The organism is Clostridium sp. UBA5988, assembly GCF_002435615.1.
Classification (GTDB): Bacteria; Bacillota; Clostridia; order Clostridiales; family Clostridiaceae; genus Clostridium_J; species Clostridium_J sulfidigenes.
The window spans coordinates 62,773-81,502 of sequence record NZ_DJBA01000009.1; the positions used below are offsets into that span (position 1 = coordinate 62,773).

19 protein-coding genes are annotated in these 18,730 nt (G+C 31.3%); 3 read left to right on the forward strand and 16 right to left on the reverse strand.

Annotated elements, in window-relative coordinates:
- The first annotated feature begins 2 nt into the window (after positions 1 to 2).
- Positions 3 to 1,232, forward strand: coding sequence for a 4Fe-4S cluster-binding domain-containing protein (locus tag B3J31_RS00750; RefSeq protein ID WP_150844465.1), 1,230 nt, complete (start codon positions 3 to 5; stop codon positions 1,230 to 1,232).
- A gap of 370 nt (positions 1,233 to 1,602) precedes the next feature.
- Here B3J31_RS00750 and B3J31_RS00755 read toward each other — a convergent pair whose 3' ends face one another.
- The 5 genes from B3J31_RS00755 to hflX all read right to left on the reverse strand — a co-directional run bounded on the left by B3J31_RS00755 (position 1,603) and on the right by hflX (position 6,630).
- Positions 1,603 to 2,343 (reverse strand): YebC/PmpR family DNA-binding transcriptional regulator, encoded by a 741-nt coding sequence (locus tag B3J31_RS00755; protein ID WP_346866708.1) that lies wholly within the window; start codon positions 2,341 to 2,343, stop codon positions 1,603 to 1,605.
- A gap of 95 nt (positions 2,344 to 2,438) precedes the next feature.
- On the reverse strand, positions 2,439 to 3,092 hold the full coding sequence (locus tag B3J31_RS00760) for a YigZ family protein (RefSeq protein ID WP_346848638.1): 654 nt from the start codon (positions 3,090 to 3,092) through the stop codon (positions 2,439 to 2,441).
- 73 nt (positions 3,093 to 3,165) lie between these two features.
- Positions 3,166 to 4,074, reverse strand: coding sequence for an EamA family transporter (locus B3J31_RS00765; protein ID WP_346866709.1), 909 nt, complete (start codon positions 4,072 to 4,074; stop codon positions 3,166 to 3,168).
- Positions 4,067 to 4,771, reverse strand: a complete 705-nt coding sequence (locus B3J31_RS00770; protein WP_150844469.1) for a HEAT repeat domain-containing protein — start codon at positions 4,769 to 4,771, stop codon at positions 4,067 to 4,069. Before B3J31_RS00770 ends, B3J31_RS00765 begins: the two co-directional genes overlap by 8 nt.
- A 74-nt stretch (positions 4,772 to 4,845) precedes the next feature.
- Positions 4,846 to 6,630, reverse strand: a complete 1,785-nt coding sequence (gene hflX, locus B3J31_RS00775; protein ID WP_346866710.1) for a GTPase HflX — start codon at positions 6,628 to 6,630, stop codon at positions 4,846 to 4,848.
- A gap of 148 nt (positions 6,631 to 6,778) precedes the next feature.
- On the opposite strand from hflX, the gene hpt reads away from it, so the two are divergent.
- A complete protein-coding gene (gene hpt, locus B3J31_RS00780; protein ID WP_035134426.1) occupies positions 6,779 to 7,306 on the forward strand; it encodes a hypoxanthine phosphoribosyltransferase in 528 nt (175 codons plus the stop codon).
- 141 nt (positions 7,307 to 7,447) lie between these two features.
- On the opposite strand, the gene B3J31_RS00785 is transcribed toward hpt, so the two are convergent.
- Together B3J31_RS00785 and yunB are read right to left on the reverse strand one after the other, a co-directional pair.
- On the reverse strand, positions 7,448 to 8,179 hold the full coding sequence (locus B3J31_RS00785) for a class I SAM-dependent methyltransferase (protein ID WP_346866711.1): 732 nt from the start codon (positions 8,177 to 8,179) through the stop codon (positions 7,448 to 7,450).
- 144 nt (positions 8,180 to 8,323) lie between these two features.
- Entirely contained in the window at positions 8,324 to 8,956 is a 633-nt protein-coding gene (yunB, locus tag B3J31_RS00790; protein ID WP_346866712.1) for a sporulation protein YunB, read from the reverse strand.
- A gap of 183 nt (positions 8,957 to 9,139) precedes the next feature.
- On the opposite strand from yunB, the gene B3J31_RS00795 reads away from it, so the two are divergent.
- Positions 9,140 to 11,734: a transglycosylase domain-containing protein gene (locus B3J31_RS00795; RefSeq protein ID WP_346866713.1), complete on the forward strand. Its 2,595-nt coding sequence runs from the start codon at positions 9,140 to 9,142 to the stop codon at positions 11,732 to 11,734.
- Between the two features lie 62 nt (positions 11,735 to 11,796).
- On the opposite strand, the gene spoVAE is transcribed toward B3J31_RS00795, so the two are convergent.
- The 9 genes from spoVAE to ftcD form a co-directional block, all read right to left on the reverse strand.
- Positions 11,797 to 12,156 carry a stage V sporulation protein AE gene (gene spoVAE / locus B3J31_RS00800; protein WP_150844475.1) on the reverse strand — a complete coding sequence of 120 codons (360 nt, stop codon included), beginning with the start codon at positions 12,154 to 12,156 and terminating at the stop codon, positions 11,797 to 11,799.
- Positions 12,157 to 12,158: 2 nt separating this feature from the next.
- Complete coding sequence (spoVAD, locus tag B3J31_RS00805) at positions 12,159 to 13,178, reverse strand: stage V sporulation protein AD (RefSeq protein ID WP_346866714.1); 1,020 nt, start codon at positions 13,176 to 13,178, stop codon at positions 12,159 to 12,161.
- Between the two features lie 4 nt (positions 13,179 to 13,182).
- A complete protein-coding gene (spoVAC, locus tag B3J31_RS00810; RefSeq protein ID WP_035134416.1) occupies positions 13,183 to 13,635 on the reverse strand; it encodes a stage V sporulation protein AC in 453 nt (150 codons plus the stop codon).
- A 269-nt stretch (positions 13,636 to 13,904) separates the two neighbouring features.
- Complete coding sequence (gene sigF, locus B3J31_RS00815; RefSeq protein ID WP_035134413.1) at positions 13,905 to 14,660, reverse strand: RNA polymerase sporulation sigma factor SigF; 756 nt, start codon at positions 14,658 to 14,660, stop codon at positions 13,905 to 13,907.
- Between the two features lie 9 nt (positions 14,661 to 14,669).
- Positions 14,670 to 15,101, reverse strand: a complete 432-nt coding sequence (gene spoIIAB / locus B3J31_RS00820; protein WP_035134411.1) for an anti-sigma F factor — start codon at positions 15,099 to 15,101, stop codon at positions 14,670 to 14,672.
- Between the two features lie 17 nt (positions 15,102 to 15,118).
- Entirely contained in the window at positions 15,119 to 15,454 is a 336-nt protein-coding gene (gene spoIIAA, locus B3J31_RS00825) for an anti-sigma F factor antagonist (RefSeq protein WP_035134409.1), read from the reverse strand.
- 410 nt (positions 15,455 to 15,864) lie between these two features.
- A complete protein-coding gene (locus tag B3J31_RS00830) occupies positions 15,865 to 16,500 on the reverse strand; it encodes a cyclodeaminase/cyclohydrolase family protein (protein WP_150844477.1) in 636 nt (211 codons plus the stop codon).
- Positions 16,501 to 16,516: 16 nt separating this feature from the next.
- Positions 16,517 to 17,773: an imidazolonepropionase gene (gene hutI / locus B3J31_RS00835; protein ID WP_150844478.1), complete on the reverse strand. Its 1,257-nt coding sequence runs from the start codon at positions 17,771 to 17,773 to the stop codon at positions 16,517 to 16,519.
- A 22-nt stretch (positions 17,774 to 17,795) separates the two neighbouring features.
- Entirely contained in the window at positions 17,796 to 18,692 is an 897-nt protein-coding gene (ftcD, locus tag B3J31_RS00840; protein WP_035134405.1) for a glutamate formimidoyltransferase, read from the reverse strand.
- Positions 18,693 to 18,730: the final 38 nt, after the last annotated feature.

Sequence of the window (18,730 nt, forward strand, 5' to 3'; positions counted from 1 at the left end):
ATATGAGAAAATTAAGTAATTATGTAGAGATAATAAAAACAGATATGGGATACTTGTTGTTTAATAAGCTTAATGAAATGATTGTAGAATTTGAAACTAAATACATTTGTGCGAGAAAAGATGGCTTTTTTGTAAATACCGTTGATAGAGATGACTTAGACGAATTAGAAAACAACGATTTTTTTATTACTGATGAACTTGTGCAAGATAGAATACGGAAAATGGAAGCATCAAGAAATGTAACTAATATTACTAATATTACCATCAGTGTTACTGAACAATGTAATTTGAGATGTAGATATTGTTATCAACTGCAATGGGATAAGTATTTACCGTTATCAGATGACGAATTTTGCAACTATATATTGGAGTATATACAAGGAATTCTTAAAGATCTTCAAGAACACAATAGTAAGCTTGTTATTAACTATATAGGGGGAGAACCACTTTTAAAAGCTGAACTAATTTTAGTACTGACAGATAAGATTTTGAATCTAGTAAATTCAACAAATGATAAAATTGATATTGGCTTTCATATTGATTCAAATATAATGATGATAACAGAAGAATTTGTCAAGCATTTCCCTAAACTAACTATAAATACAACATTTTCATTACCAGAGGATCACAATACACTGCGCTCTAGTTCATTTGAGCAAGTTAAGTGCAAACTGGAAATGCTTAGAGAAGTTGTAAAATTGCCAAATTATAATTTAATTATTCGCTATAACACAAACCATATTAATAAGAATTATTTAGAGTCATTCTTGATTTTTCTTAACACCATTGGCTTAAAATGTGCAATTGATATTCAAAATATCTTTAATAATGAAAATGTAGAATTTATTAACAATTTATGTGATAGTGAATTTGAAGACTTATATATCTCTGAATTTGTACCACTTTTATTAAATTATGGTTATAACCCAAACATGAGTATCCCCTATGGTTTAGGGAGAAAATGTCAAGGCTCGAATATCTTAAGCTGTAAATTTTATTCAAATGGATCCAAAGTTCTTTGCGACGCGTTCCCACCCAAAGATGATCTTAGCACGAAATTATGCATAGAAAATGAACAGATTTTACAACCTCTCACAGATAATTGTGTTAAATGTTATGATTATCCTTACTGTGGGGGACCAAAACCTTGTGATAAGGAAAAATGTCAAGGCACTTTTAATAATAAAGAAATTATTAGAAAGAGAATTAAAATGTTTGCAAAATATCTATAATTACAAAGTTCAAAACTTGCAGAGCTTATTTATCTCCTTTTAAAAAACATATATTAATTTATACTTACATCTGGTAAAATTTAACATTGTGGAGCTAACTCTTTAAATGTCAACATTAAAATAAAAAATAAGGAAGTGTCGCAAAACTAGTCCGAATTCCTATTCACAGAAATATCAAGGTACTTTTGTAAAATAGATAATTCTATTTTACAAAAGCTCTAACAAAAAAAACTGAAGTCCCTATGGATTTCAGTTTTTTATTGTTAATACTTCTGATTATATAATCTTTTAATAAACTAAACAATACATAAAATTAATAGGCTTATTAAGGTGAATCTAAAAATAAATAACCGATGGTTTTGAGTGTAGATTAACCTTCCCATCCTTCTGGGAATTCAGCGTTGTGATATACGTTTTGTACATCATCATCATCTTCTAAAACATCTAACATCTTTTGGAATTTAGTCGCAACTTCTTCATTGATTTCAGTGTATGTGTCTGGAATCATTTTAACATCTGCTTCTAAGAATTCTATTCCGTTAGATTCTAAAGCTTCTCTCACAGTACCAAAGTCTTCTGGAGTTGTAGTTACTACAAATACTTCATCTTCAGCTACAAAGTCCTCAGCACCTGCATCTAAAGCCATCATCATTAACTCATCTTCATCTAGTTCATCAGTTTTTTCTATGATGATTTCACCTTTACTTTGGAACATGAAGCCTACACATCCAACGGTTCCCATATTTCCACCTTGTTTAGAGAAGGCGTATCTTACATTTCCTGCTGTTCTATTTTTATTCTCAGTAAGACACTCAACTATAACTGCTATTCCTTCTGGTCCGTATCCTTCATAGATTATAGTTTCATAGTTTACTGCACTTAACTCTCCTGCAGCTTTTTTAATTGCTCTAGTAATTGTATCATTAGGCATATTAGCTGCTTTTGCTTTTGCTATAACGTCTCTAAGCTTAGCATTTGTCTCTGGATTAGAGCCACCGTTTTTAGCTGCAACAACTATTTCCTTACCTATTTTAGTAAATATTTTACCTCTCTTAGCATCTGCTTTACCCTTTTTAGCTTGGATATTATGCCACTTTGAATGTCCTGACATATTAACTTCCTCCTGTACTATATATATAATTATTAACTTTAAAATCAATGTACCTATTATAACATAATATGTCTAATAATTTCAAATTTCAAGAGCTATCCTTCAATAGCTCTATAATATCTGTATCCTTCTTTAAATAAATACTCTTCATCCTCTTCACATATAGTTACTTTTCCACTAGTAGCCTCTACAAAATCTGCAATTATTGTTTCCTTATTTTCTACCTCTGTGAACAGTGATAACTCCACTTTATCTGTATATATGGTATCTTCAATATGCCAATTATTTGTACCACATAGGTATTGTATTTTACCTATTAAGTCATATTCTAAAGTAAATCTTAATTTTAAGCCCTTTACTTTTTCTACAACACCTGCTTCTTCAATGGCTGAAGAGGCTCCTTTAGAGTAAGCTCTGATTAGTCCGCCTCCCCCTAAAAGAATACCACCAAAGTAACGAGTAACTACCACCGCTACATCGGTTAAATCATTTTTCTTTATAACTTCTAAAACTGGAATACCTGCTGTTCCTTGGGGTTCACCGTCATCACTGTATCTTTGTATGCCTTTATTTTCTCCCACTATATAAGCATAAACATTGTGGGTTGCTTCTTTATGCATACTCTTTATTTCATTTACAAAGTTCTTTGCTTCTTCTTCAGTATTTACTCTCTTTATGTATCCTATAAATGTAGATTTCTTTTCTTGAAATTCTGAAGTAGCACTCCCTTTCACTGTAAAATAACTCATATTTAGACCCCCTCTATAATATTTAAAATAGATTACTGTACTCTAAACCATAATGAAGATTTATCCAAGACTATTAGCTCATAAGTATTATGGCTATTATGGTAAGTACTATAGCAGTAATCTCCTTCTTCCCTAATTTTTCTTTAAAGAATATAACTCCACAAAAGTTTGTGATTAAAATAGTTCCTGCACTTACCATAGGAAAGGCTATAACTGCTCTTACTTCTTCTAAGCCCTTTATTAAAAAGCTTGGCATTAATACATTAGGAATACCTACCATGACACCAAAACACATATCTATTAACTTTACTTTTCTATTTTTAATAATTAACATAATTAAACTTATAGTAAATCCTGTTAGGAAAGTATAAAATAAATATAAATTTTTATATTGTACCATACCAAAGTTTTGGAATAACTTTGTTACAAAATCTCCTCCACCAGCTAGTATAAAAAGAAGTATTAAATCTACTTTCATAGTATCTTTAACCTTTTGTTCTTCTTTGTTATTAAGATTTATAACTATTATAGCTATGATAGACAATATTATTCCTAATATAGGTAATAATTCTATGGTATCTCCTAATAGTATAACAGATAAAATTGTAGGTATTAATACTCCCAGCTTCATAAAAGTTGCAGATACAGATACTCCATTCTTTCCTACAGATTTTTGATATAGAATAAAACTTAAAAAATACAAAACACCTGTAATTATACCTAGAATTATTGCTAAAGCTCCTGTTCCTTCTTTAGAGAAGAGTTGTCCACTTATAAGTACCTGATTAAATTCCTGCATAAACATAGAAAACCAATTTATGTGGAAAATATTTAAACTTCCCATCATTATTATACTTGCCATCATTCCTGATAGATAATTTATGCTAGTTACCATATATCTATTGCTTTCTCTGCCTTCACTAAACTTAAATACAATAGCTATTAAAGAACTGCATAATATAGATAATAAAATATTAATCATTATTTTTATCTCCGTCACTCAAATTTTTAAAATTCATTTCTTTGTTGTCTCTTAGATTAATATAACTCTCACAAGCCTTTTTAATATACTCTTTATTAGTACTATTAAATAAAGCTCGGATTTTATCATCGGCTTCTCCACAGCTTATCTTCTGTAAGGACTTAACTGCATAACTTATTACTTGAGGATTTTTATCCTCCAAAGCTCTAATAAGAGCTCTCTCAGCTCTTGAATCACCTATTTTTCCAAGAGCTGAAATTGCCATTCTTCTAATATTTACATGATTATTAACTGTTGCCTTTATAAGTATATCTACTGTGACATTACTTCTAAGTTCACCCATTATCCATATGGCAGCTTCTTTGTCCTTAAGTCCTAGCTCCATATAGTTTTTAACTAAAAAGTGAATTAGCTTTTCTTTATTAACTCTATCTAAACTATTTAAAACCAAAATTCTCTCTTCCTTAGCTGCTAAGATTAGAGATTTAAAAAGATCTGATGATGATTCACTTTTAGCTAAAAACCTGTATTTTATTTTGCAATTTATAAGATGTTTTTGAATTGTAGCTCTATCTAAATTTCTAATTTTACATATGGCTTCTATAGATTTTCCTTCTAAGCTTAGAAAATAGCTGATTTCTTCATCACTATAATTTTCAATGAAATTCCAATCATATTTAACTAATCCTGTACTCAAATTTTCTCCCTACTCTCCCCTTGGAATAATGCTCTAATTTCTATCCTAACAATATAACGATACTTTAGTTACTATTATATAATATATTTTGAACTTTTGTTGTAGACCTCATCATCACCTTGAACTACAAGAATAGTACCTTCTTCACCATACTCTTCACTTTCTACCAAAGCATTTCTATGTAGATATGCAACTGATGAAGAATCACTATATGGTATCAATACTTTAAAGGTTTTTAATTTATAAGGAAGTATTTCTGTACATCTATTTAGCAACTCTTCAAAATTGATTTTATGTTTAGCTGATACTTCTAAAATAGAATAGTTATTAAATGTTTCCTTTAAAGAATTTAAAATATCATCATTAGAATTATCAATTTTGTTGAGCACCAATAAAGTTGGCTTATCTCCTGCACCTAATTCCTTAAGTACTTCCTCTACCACTGTTATTTGCTTTTCTGCTGCATTACTAGATGCATCTACTACGTGAAGTAATAAGTCTGAATAAACTACCTCCTCTAAAGTTGATTTAAAAGCTTCTACTAAATCGTGAGGTAATTTTCTTATAAAGCCTACAGTGTCTGTTACTGTTGCAACTCTATTGTCTGGAAGAGCCATAGCCCTGGTTGTAATATCCAAGGTTGCAAATAACATATCAGCCTCAAAAACTTTTTCTTTTACTGTAGCTGACTTAACTGGTGAGTATTCGCAAAGAGCATTTCTAAGGGTAGATTTTCCTGCATTAGTATATCCCACTAATGATATCTTAGAAATATTATCCTTACTTCTTCTTTCTCTTTGAGTTGCTCTTATACTTTTTATCTTTTCTAATTCTTTATTTAAATCATAGATAGTATCTCTAATCTTTCTTTTATCTGTCTCTAGCTTTTTCTCTCCTGGTCCCTTTGTTCCTATACCTCCTCCTGTTCTTGAAAGCATAGTTCCTAATCCACTAAGCCTGCTTAATCTGTATTTTAACTGGGATAACTCTACCTGAATTTTAGATTCCTTACTTCTGGCTCTCCTTGCAAATATCTCTAAAATAAGAGTAGTTCTATCAATTACCTTTGTTCCTATGGCTTGCTCTAGATTTCTTACTTGAGATCCTGATAATTCCTCATCAAATATTACTACATTTGCTCTTAGTGATTGTCTTAAATATGCTATTTCTTCAACCTTACCACTACCTATAAAATAGGCTGAATCAATCTTATTACGTTTTTGAAGTATTTCAAAAACTGGCTCTACATCACAGGCTTTAGTAAGTTCCTTCAACTCAGCTAGGCTTTCCTCATCTTCTATAGATACTAATATTGCTCTTTCTGAATTATCTTCCACTATGTTATCTACTTTAAAAACATCTTCAATATATCTAACCTTATCTAAAAACTTGTAGCTTAAAACTTTATCGATGGTTAAATTTTCAACTTCTTCTTCTATTAGCATGTTATCCTTCACATCACAGAAACCCATATTATAAATTAGAGGTTTATCCTCTGATACACCAATGGCAACTATACAATCTAGTTTTAATTTTAGAAGTGCAGATAAATCTAATGCGGATAGTTTAGGATTTCCATTGGGATGGGTATGGATTACTCTCACTTGAGATAATCTTCCCTCTCTAGTGTCAATCATAGGAACTTCAACTGTTGAGCTATCTCCGATGGCAACACTAACAACACTACCCTTTCTATCTATAGCAACGCTAACCTCTCTTTCAATTTCAAGGGTAACCTCTCTTAAAAGTTCTGCTAACTCTTCAGTTAATATGTCTGATTTTTGAAATCTCATATCATATATAGTTTCTAACTTTTTCAAGATGAAGTTTTTAACTCCATCAGTATTTCCATTTATCATATAATCATCTCCAAACTTTATTTTTTTATTAATAATTTTTCTACATTAAACAAACACTGCATTCTTATACATTTTATACTATTGACAATTTCACCTTAATTTTATACTATGAAAACATTAATGTAAATATAAATTGAGGTGTGATTACATGGAAGATAAACAAAGAAATGTTCTCTTTTCTAGAGAAGAAATCAATGAGGCTGTAGTTAAAATTGGAGCAAAAATTTCTAAGGACTATGAGGGAAAATCTGTTTACGTATTATCTCTACTTAGAGGAAGCTTCATATTTGCTGCTGACTTAGTTAGAGAAATTACTGTACCTACAACTATAGGTTTTATGACTACATCAAGCTATGGTCATGGTGAAGAAACTAGTGGTACTTGTAAAATAGTTCAAGATGTACCTGATAATATTGAAGGTATGGATGTACTTGTAGTAGATGACATTGTAGATAGTGGTATTACTATGAACTTTGTGGTTGAACACGTTAAAAAATTGGGTGCTAAAAGTGTAAAATGCTGTACTCTTTTAGATAAACCAGAAAGAAGAACCGTAGAAATATCTCCAGACTATTGTTGTTTTGAGATTCCTGATTTATTTGTAGTTGGATATGGCTTAAATTATGGTGACTTATATAGAAATATTCCTTACATATTTAACTGGGAATCTAAATAATAATTTTACAAATGTTTTAAATAACTAATATAAATTAGTAGAAGAATAAACATGAAAACATACTAAAAGCTAATATTAACCTATTAACTTCTAGTATGTTTTTAATTTATTAAATTTATATTTTTACATTAATATAATTTTCTACTTAATAGCCTCTACAATTAAAGGAAGAGCATTTCCTGTATAGGTACTTCTATTAAAATCATCGTAGCTCCAGGATTTTTCAAATCCAACTTCCTTTAACATTTCAAATAACTCTTGATTTTCTAACATAAATAGATCTACTGTATTTTCTAAAATCTCATTATTTTCTTTATCAGTTATTCTTCCTGTAAATTTTACAATATCACTATCTGGTTTAATACTATAAAACCTTTCAAATTTAACTTTAGGACCATCAATAAGAGGCAATTCTTTAATATGTTCCCTCTTCACCTTATCAAAATTAATAGTTTGAATACATAATGGTGAATCCTTTTTTAATACTTCATAGCATCCTTTTAAAAATTCTTTTATTTGACTTTTTCCGCCTAGGTGAGGAAGTACATTCCCTATACATACAATACCATTAAACTCTTCTCCAAAGGACTTAGCTATAGTTTTCATATCCATAACTTCAAACTTCAAAGTATCACTTTCCTTATACCTGTCCTTAGCTATTCTTATCATTTCTTGGTCTAAGTCTATGCCTAAAGCCCTATATCCTTGTGAAGAAATATATTCTGTAGTTTCTCCAGTACTACATCCAATATCTAAAACAAATCCACCCTTTTCTATATTCTTTAAAGCAAACTTCTTTTTACCTAATGGTGCTGGAAAAATATCATCATAATATTTAGCTAAGGCATTATAAAATTTTATACATTGATCCATACTACTCATCTCCTGTTCATTAATTCTTTATTCTATAGGAAATTCCTACTTTTTAAATTAATCATATCTTTTCATATATCTATATTTATTTACATAAATAGTACACTATAAAAAGAATTTATTCAGTGATTAACATCACACTTTCTAATTACCGTTAAGATCCATTTGGATTGCAGTACTTGGTACCCTTCCAACTATAATGGTTTCAACTATAGGTATCTCATTAACTATTTCTAATTCACTAGAAGATACTGCCATAATCATCTTTACTCTAGTGGTGGTTTCTATATAAATTTTATGCCTAGTTTGATTTATTCCTGCATCTTCAAACTCGGATATATATCTAGTAGTAATATGCCCTATAGGCCGCATTCTTATTTTTACATCTGGACCAAGTCTAGCTAAAATATTATTTTTAGTCACATATCCCATGGGTATCTTTATGTCTACTTTAGATTTTTCCTCTAATTCTTCTTGCGCCTTTAATACAGTTAATGTAGCAATTTCGCTTAGTTTTAAAGTATCTGCTGACATCATTATGATGTTTCCATCATTATCCTTATCAAATTTTATTATATCATTATAATTAAAATTCTTAGAGTATTCCTGGAAAATTGTTTTATTTACTGTATTAGTGACCTCTGCTCTCATCTGTGCATCTGCCACTAATTTAACCGTTGGCATTATAATTTTATCTAAAGTATATATAAAAGTTATTAAAAAGGTCATAATTAAAAAAATTATTATGGTAAATTTTAACTTTAATGATGATTTCATAGTATTACTCCTTCATAAATGTGGTATAATGTTAATAAATGTATAATATGTTACATAAAATTATTAATATCTAATATATGTATATGTATAAGAACTTCATTGAAGAATACTATATTGTATTTATATTAGCATATAAGTTATAATATAGTATCGAAGATATGTTCATCATAAAAGGAGGAGAATATGGGAGAAAATAAAAAAATTAAACCTAAGCAAAAAAAGCCCAAGAAGAAAAGTCGTAAAGTCTTTAAAGTAATATATATAGTTTTACTACTTTTAATCATAACTTGTGCTGCTGCTGGTTTTGGTATTATATCTGGCATGATTAAAACAGCTCCAGAGCTTGATCTTGATATATTTTTATCTAATGGAGAAACTACACTTCTATATGACAATAAAGGAAAAGAAATGGATGAGTATAAGACTCCTGAAAAGAGAATATCTGTAGATATATCTACAGTACCTAAATATCTACAGGATGCCTTTGTAAGTATTGAAGATCAAAGATTTTTAGAACATAAAGGTGTTGACATTAGAAGACTTGGAGGAGCTGTAATCCAAGATGCTAAAATAATTCTTGGTTTATCAAATGACGAAATTCAAGGTGCATCAACTATTACTCAACAGTTGGTTAAATATAAGTTTTTCCTTGAAGATTCTATAAATAATAGGGCTAATATAGAAAGAAAAGTTCAAGAGATTTATTTGGCACGTAAGTTAGAAAAGCTTCTATCTAAGGAACAAATTCTTAACGAATACATGAATACTATCTTTTTAGGTGGTAATGCTCACGGAATTGAAGCTGCTTCAACCATGTATTTTGGAAAATCTGTATCAGATGATTTAACCCTTAAGCAATGTGCATTTTTAGCAAGTGCTGCTCAGAATCCAACTATATCTTACATGAATGCCTATGAGGCCTTTGAAAAAGAAGAAGCCTTTGACTCACCAAGAACTAAATTAGTTCTTGCTAAAATGCTAGAGCTTGGAAAAATAACTCAAGAAGAATACGATACTGCTTTAGCAGAACCTCTTATGCTAAATTTCTCAACTTTAGAGGGTGACAAAATGGTTTATGAATGGTTTTCGAGACCTGTAATAAAACAAGTTGCTAAGGATTTAATGAAAACTTATGGATATACTGAAGCTGAAGCCTATGAAAAAATCACCTTTGGTGGTTTAAGAATATATACAACCATGGATAGAAAACTTCAGGATTCAGTACAAAAAATTATGAACAATTATCTTAAAGATACTCAAGGCTCTAAGGCAGATGGAGTTCAAACCTCAGCTATAATAACAGATTATCTTAAAGGTGAAGTTAAAGTTATAATTGGTGGTATTGGTGATCAACCAGCTATGTCTTATAATAGAGCTATCTCTGTTGGAAAGGATGGTCAAACCTTCCTACGTTCACCAGGTTCTAGTATAAAGCCACTTACTGTATATGCTCCAGCTATTGAAGGTAAAACTTTAACTGCAGGGTCGGTGTTTGTAGATGGTCCATTACCAACTTCTATTGGTTCTAAATATCCAGATAAAGGCGGTCCTTACGTTCCAAAAAACTGGAATTACCAATTTGATGGATATATTACTATCCGTGATGCTCTTGCTCTTTCTAAAAATACTGTGGCTGTATCTGTAGTTGACAGAATAGGTCTAGATACCTCTGCATCCTATGGAGAAAAATTTGGGTTAAGTATAACTGATAGAGATAGAACTAGTATTTCTGCTTTATCTCTAGGTGAAATAGATGGAACTACACCTTATGAAATGGCTCAAGCCTTTGGTACCTTTGGAAATCAAGGAAATATGACTACTTCAAGAATATATACTAAGGTTACTGATAAGAATGGTAAAGTTCTACTTGAGCCAAAACTTGAATCTAAGCAAGTGATTTCTCCACAAACAGCTTATATTGTTTATGATATGCTTGAAGGTTCTGTGAACAACACAGGTCCACAAGCAAGATTTGGGAATATGGAAGTTAGAGGTAAAACTGGTACCTCTGAATCTACCAAAAACCTTTATTTCAGTGGATTAACACCTTACTACTCAGCTGCTGTATGGATGGGCTATGATAATAGTAAGGAATTACCTTTTACTAGTAGTAGCGTTCCAGCTGGTCTTTGGGGTAAGATTATGGCAGCAGCTCATGAGGGACTTGAAAATAAATCTCTTCAAGCTCCTGGTGGATTAACTAGTGCTTATATTTCTAAAGATTCTGGAACCCTTCCAACGGCGCTTACTAAGAAGGATCCTAGGGGAAATAGAATTTACTCTGAAATCTTTATAAATGGTACTCAACCAACTACTCTGGATAATATCCATGTGGAACTTGACGTTGTAAAGGCTGCTGATGGTAAATACTACTTACCTTCTGATAAAACACCTAAAGATAAAATACAAAAAGTAGTATTTATAACTCGTGATACTAGATTGTATTCTGGTAACATGCTTGATAATAAATATCTAGCTCCAGTAGATAAAGATCCTACAGAATATAAAGATGAAGAAAAAGATAAAGATAAAGACAAGGATAAAGATAAAATACCTAATCCTAATAAACCAGGTGAAAATACAAATCCTGGTGAAGATACAAATCCAGGTGATACAACTACACCTCCTGTAGAACCATCTGATCCTGGTGGTGATACTGGAGATGAAGGTAATGATGGTAATACTGGAAATAGTGAAATTAAGCCCGAAGCTTTCAATCATCTGTTAAATATCTATGCTATGATCCCTAAAATATTTAGTAATGGTATAAGAGGTTAATTATTTTATTATAAAATTAAAGTCTTCTCAAATTTGTTAATTTGAGAAGACTTTTTATATGTCTACTTAGTTTTAGAGTCAAATAGAACTGACATCATATATCCAAATACTACAGCTGCCGCTATACCTGCTGAAGTAGCACTTACACCTCCTGTGACAATTCCTAATAAACCATTTTTATCAACTTCCTCCATAACACCTTTAGCTAAGGAATATCCAAATCCAGGTAGAGGAATCCTAGCTCCCGATAAACCAAACTCAGCTATCTTTTCATATATGCCAAATCCTTGAAGAACTACCCCTGATACCACAAATATAACTAATATTCTAGATGGAGTTAATTTTGTTGTATCCATTAAAACTTGACCTATCACACAAATGATTCCACCAACTACAAAAACCCTTAGAAAATCTCCCCACATATTTATTCACCCCCAAACTCTAGAGCAATGGCATGGGCTATACCTGGTATAGTTTCACCTTGATAGTTAGATATGGTGCTTAGAAGAGCTCCTGTAGCAATTAGTAATACCTTTTTATATTTTTTCTGTATCATCCCTTTATAAATCATACTACTCATAACTGTAGCAGAACATCCTGCTCCACTACCTCCACAGTTGGTACTCTGTGACTTACAATCAAATATTTCATCACCACAATCAATATAATTTGATCCTATATTATAGCCATATTCCTTTAATAACTCAGTAGTTATTTGCTTACCAACAGAACCTAAATCTCCACTGACAATGATGTCGTAATTACTAGGCTTCCTACCTGTGTCTTGAAAGTGTTGTTTTATAGTATCAACTGCTGCTGGAGCCATGGCTGCTCCCATTTCATTAGGGTCAGTTATTCCATAATCCTTTACCTTACCAAGGGTAATATGAGTTACACGAGGTACATTATTTCCCTTTTTAGCTAATACCACTGCTGCTGCACCTGTAACTGTCCATTGAGATGAAGGAGCCCGCTGACTTCCCATTTCTAGAGGCACTCTAAACTGACGCTCTGATGACGAGAAATGAGATGAAGATACTGCCATCATATGATTACCTATATCTGCTTCTAAACATATTGACGCTAGTGAAAGTGCTTCTATAAATGTAGAACATGCCCCATATAAACCCAAAAATGGAATATCTACTTCTCTTGCCATAAAACAAGAGGGCATTAATTGATTTATTAAATCCCCGGCAAAAACATAAGAGATATCTTGTTCTTTAAGGTGTGCTTTTTTAAGTACTTCTTGAACTACATGTAATTGCATTTTACTTTCTGCCGATTCAAAGGTCTTACAACCACATAAATCATCCTCTAGAATCTCATCAAAATTATCCTTTAATGGACCTTCCCCTTCTTTGGGACCAACAACGGTATATGTAGCTATAAGTCTTGGTTTTGTCAATAATTCTACTGTTTGTAATCCTACTTTTCTTCCCATATTATTACCACCTAAAAATATAATATAATATTCCAAGTATAACAGAGGCACTAATGCTATAAACAAGCACTGGTCCTGCTATAGTAAACATCTTTGATGCAACTCCAAACACATATCCTTCTTTTTTAAATTCTATGGCTGGTGATACAATAGAGTTTGCAAAGCCTGTTATTGGGACTACAGATCCAGCCCCTGCATAATCTCCAATTCTGTCATATATACCTATCCCTGTTAATAGGGCTCCTAGAAATATCATAATAACTGTTTCCCATGCAGTAGCTTGTAATTTATCTTGACCTAAATAAATCAATGTTTTAAATATAATCTCTCCAATTACACATATTAATCCACCAGTCCAAAAGGCTCTGAAAGAATTCTTAAATATAGTAGGTTTAGGTTTGGAACTTTCATATACATTTTGAAACTTAGCTTTTATTTTAGTTTCTTTTACTTTCATTATTATCCTCCTAACATCAAAATTGTAAAAGTATTAATGATAGTATCTGCATTTTACTAAAATTTAAACAAAAAAAGATGCTTACGCATCTTTTTCAAATTTACAAATTAAAAACTTATGATTTTTTTAACTTAAAATCACAAAAGCTAAGAACTCTGTTTACCCGATGACTATCAGCTCTAATACTCCCACTTCTTCAAAGTGGTAGTAAAGAGCTGTTACGTCCCTGGATAACGATTTCTAACCTTCGAAGAAGCTAAGAACTCTGTTTACCCCGATAGCCTATCTCTCATGATTTTTAGAACTTTTTTTTCAATTCTAGAAACTTGTACTTGACTTATGCCCATCATCTTAGCTACTTGAATTTGAGTTTTATCTTTAAAATATCTAAGTATTATAATTTGCCTTGATTTAACATCCAATTTATTTAAGGCTTCCTTCAACGCTAGCTTATCAATTACCTCATTATCTTCTTCATAATCCTCACTAAGCTTATCTATAAGTAATACTGGAGCTCCGTCATCTTGATGAATAGTGTCATATAGGTATTGCATGCTACTAGCAGATTCTAGTGCAGTGATTATGTCTTCTTTATCTACCTTTGAATAATCTGACAATTCTTCAATGGTAGGTTCTCTTCCAAGTTCTTTAGTTAATGCATCCTTATCATAATGTAACTTTCTAGCCGTATTTTTAATGCTTCTACTTACCTTTATCATTCCATCATCTCTTAAAAATCTTTTTATTTCTCCTATAATCATTGGAACAGCATATGTAGAAAATTTTACATTAAAGTTCTCGTCAAAGTTATTTATAGCTTTCACTAGGCCTATGCATCCTATTTGAAATATATCATCGTACTCATAGCCTCTATTTAAAAACTTTTTGCTTATAGAAGAAACTAAAGGTAAATTCATTTCTGTTAAATATTCTAAAGCTTCATTATCTCCTTCTTTAGCCCGTTTTATTAGTTCTTTATTATCGTCATAATTATAGTTATTATTTCTATGAATTTTCTCACTCATATTTTTCACCTATCTTACAGTGTTGAAAGCTTTTTTCATTGTTACAGTTGTTCCCTCACCCTTTACAGATTCTACTATTAGGCTATCCATAAAAGTTTCCATAACTGTAAAGCCCATTCCTGATCTTTCTAAGTCAGGTCTAGATGTATATAGAGGTTGCATTGCCATGTCTACATTATCTATTCCTGCACCATTATCTATTACTTTTACTGTAAACTCATTTTCAATAATTGTAGCCTCTAATTTTACAAAGTTACCTTCACTTTCATTGCCATAGCCATGAATAATTGCATTGGTAACTGCTTCTGATACTGCAGTTTTTATATCACTAAGCTCGTCTAATGTAGGATCTAACTGCGCAGCAAAAGCTGCTATTACAACTCTTGCAAAGCTTTCATTTTTAGATAAACTACTAAATTCAACTTTGATTTTATTTTCCATATCATTAATTCCTCCCACTAAATGTTCCTTAGTGCTTCTTCAACATTTTCATACATTGAAATTATTTTAAACATACCTGAAAGCTCAAATATTCTCTTAACCGTAGGCGTAACATTTGTTAAGCACACCTTGCCACCCCTTAAGGACATCTTCTTATATCTTCCTATTACTGCCCCAATTCCTGAACTATCCATAAAATTCACACCAGAAAAATTGAAAATTAAAGCCTTATATCCATCTTTATCTAAAATATCATCAATCCTAGTTCTAACTTCTTCTGCACTATGATGATCAAGTTCTCCTTGAAGTGTAACTACGATTTTGTCATCTAATGGTTCAAACCTAAGTAACATATGCTTCCCTCCAACCTATATTATATTCATAAATTTTTACATTTAGAACATACACTAATTATACACTATATTGTTAATTCGTTACAGTTTTTTCCAAAATTTATTTGAGAAATTTAATACAAAAATATTTACTTGTCAACATATTTTTACATTCATCGCCTTAATTATTTTACATTTAAGCATAATTCTCATATTTACACAAATATTCCTGATTTAAAACTTAGCAACTTAGCGTAATAAAAATTAGAGGTATTGTTTCTCTTTATCTTATTAATTTTAAAATTATTTAGTGAGTTCTTCATATTTATAACTATATTTATAAAAATAATCTTATTAAAAAAGAGAATGTACTCAATGGATATTCTTCCTTGAGACATTCTCTTTAATCTTGTGTTTGTAATTATCTTAAGCTACATATGTTGATTTACAATAGCTAATATCTCTTTTTGCTTTTTCATACCATCTTCACTTAATCTTTTTAATTCACTTCTAATTTCCTCTGTATAAGCTTCATCTTTTATAGAAGAAAGATTTATTTTTACATTTAAAATTGCTCCTTCTATAGCACTTTGAGCTAATAATGCTGCTACACCACCATCAGAAATAGCGTTTTTATTACCATATTTAACACATACTAAGATTCCTTCATAAATTTCATAGGATCTTCTTGCTACTTTTAATGGTACTTGTGTTGCCGCCTTATACCCTAATTGTATTTTAGTACTCCTAGCAGCTTTTTCTTCATCAGTGTCCTTAGGCATTTTAAATGCAGCCATAAGTTCGTTGAAAGCTTCTGTATCTTCATTCATAAGGTCTAGGAATTCATCCTTTTCTCTTCCTGATACTTCTAAATATTTATTTACTAATGCCTTCTCTTCCTCATTTAATGCTTCATAAGCTTTTTTGCCTACAGTTAAGTTAAAAACCATTGATGATAATGCACTAGATAATGATGCACAAAGAGCTGCTACACTTCCACCACCTGGAGCTGGTGAATTTGAGCCTAATTCTCCAATAAACTCTCTCACAGTTTTTGTATCTAACATAAATATTCCTCCTATATTACTTATTTTTTTCTCTATCTACAACTATCTTACCATTTTTTATTACCTTGTCTATAGAATTTATTCCAAAGTGATAAACTAGATAATTTAAGTTTTTGCTATTAAATATAGCTATATCTGCCTTTTTACCTTTTTCTATAGAACCAACAGATTTTTCTCTATTAATAGCACAAGCTGCATTTATAGTCATGGCATTGATTATCTCATTAGGAAGCATTCTCATCCCAAAACATGCAAAGGTCATAACATTTTGCATGGATTCAGTAGGAGATGTTCCTGGGTTACAATCTGTAGCAAGTGCAACGGCCACGTTATTATCAATCATATCTCTTGCTCTTGCAAACTTACCAAGCATTAAATAGAAAGCTGTAGAAGGCAATAATACTGCTACCACATCATTTTCACTTAAAGCCTTTATTCCTTCATCAGAAGCTGCTATTAAATGCTCTGCTGAAATACATTTCAACTCTCCTGCAAGCTCTGCTCCCTTAACAGATTCAACTTCATCACCATGAAGCTTGAGTTTCATTCCATATTCTCTACCCTTTTCAAGGATTTTTCTACATTCCTCAGTAGTGAATACCCCTTCTTCACAGAAGCAATCTATAAATTCTGCTAAATTTTCTTTTGCTATACCTGGTATCATTTCTTCCATTATAAGTTTTATAAAACCTTCTCTATCACCTTTATATTCCTTAGGAATAGCGTGGGCTCCCATAAAAGTAGATACCACATCTATTGGATGAGTCTTATCTAATCTTTTATTTACTTCTAATATTTTTTTCTCAGTCTCTAAGTCTAAACCATAGCCTGATTTACTCTCTACAGTAGTTGTACCGTGATTTAACATTATATTAAGTCTACTTTTAGCTTCTGCTACTAATTCATCTAGAGATGCTTTTCTAGTGTTTTCTACAGTACTTAATATTCCTCCACCCATATTTAGGATTTCAATATACCCTACCTTATTTAATTTTAGAGGCAATTCATTTTCACGACTTCCACTATAAACTAAATGAGTATGGGGATCTACAAGTCCCGGTGTAACTGTTTTGCCTTTACCACTAATAATTATGGTATCTTCATCTATATAAGATTTATATTCTTCATCTTTTCCTACAGCAGATATTATATCGTCTTCTATAAATACAAAACCATTTTCTATGATATTGGCATCATTCATTTCTTTGCCTTTTTTTCTATGACTACCTTCACAGGTAACCAGGCAATCAATATTCTTAATTAATATAGACATGTCTTTCAACTCCTAAGCTATTTTATTCGCTTATTCTTCTTTCTAGTATTTGATCCATAGAGAAATTCTCTATTTGAAGATAGTATTCAGCACTATTGATTAAGGCAGCCATTGGTACAAGTCCTATAACTTCACTACCAACTACTGGTACTCCATAGCGTTTTGCTTCCATCTTAACCATTTCAAAAGCTCTGTATACTGCTGTTTTTTCATAGTTTACTAAGTTCATAGATACTTGTGCTATATTTCTATCTTCAAGCATTACTCCCATAGCCTTTGCAAATCTTAATCCGCCACCTAAATGTCTAACTGTCTTAGCAATGGTATCTGCTATTTGTAAATTGTCTGTACCTAAATTTACATTGAAGGCTACTAAAGGTTGTCTTGCAGCAATAGCAACGCATCCACCCTTAACATTAACTTCTTTTGGACCATAGTCTGGTGCCCATTTATCTTCTTTTATTTTTTCAAAGAAGCCTTCATATTGACCTTTTCTTACCGTTGCTAAATTTTCTCTATGTGAAGCTGTAGCTGCTTTTTCATATAAATATACTGGAATATTAAATCTTTCTGCAATTACTTTACCAACTCTATTAGCTATTTCTACGCACTCTTCCATGGTAATTCCATCGATAGGTACAAATGGAACTACATCTAGAGCACCCATTCTTGGATGAGCTCCTGTATGAGCACTCATATCTATATTTTCATAAACCTTTTCTGCCATATTTATTATTGCTTTCTCTAGAGCTTCCGGTTCTCCTACCACAGTAACAACAGATCTATTATGGTCTGCATCACTAGAATAGTCTAGTAACTTTACGCCTTCTACTCCTCTAAATACATTTACTATAGCTTCAATTTTTTCCTTGTCTCTACCTTCACTAAAGTTAGGTATACATTCTACTATTCTTGCCATAATTAACTCCTCCTATTTATTTACAGTTGATACCAATA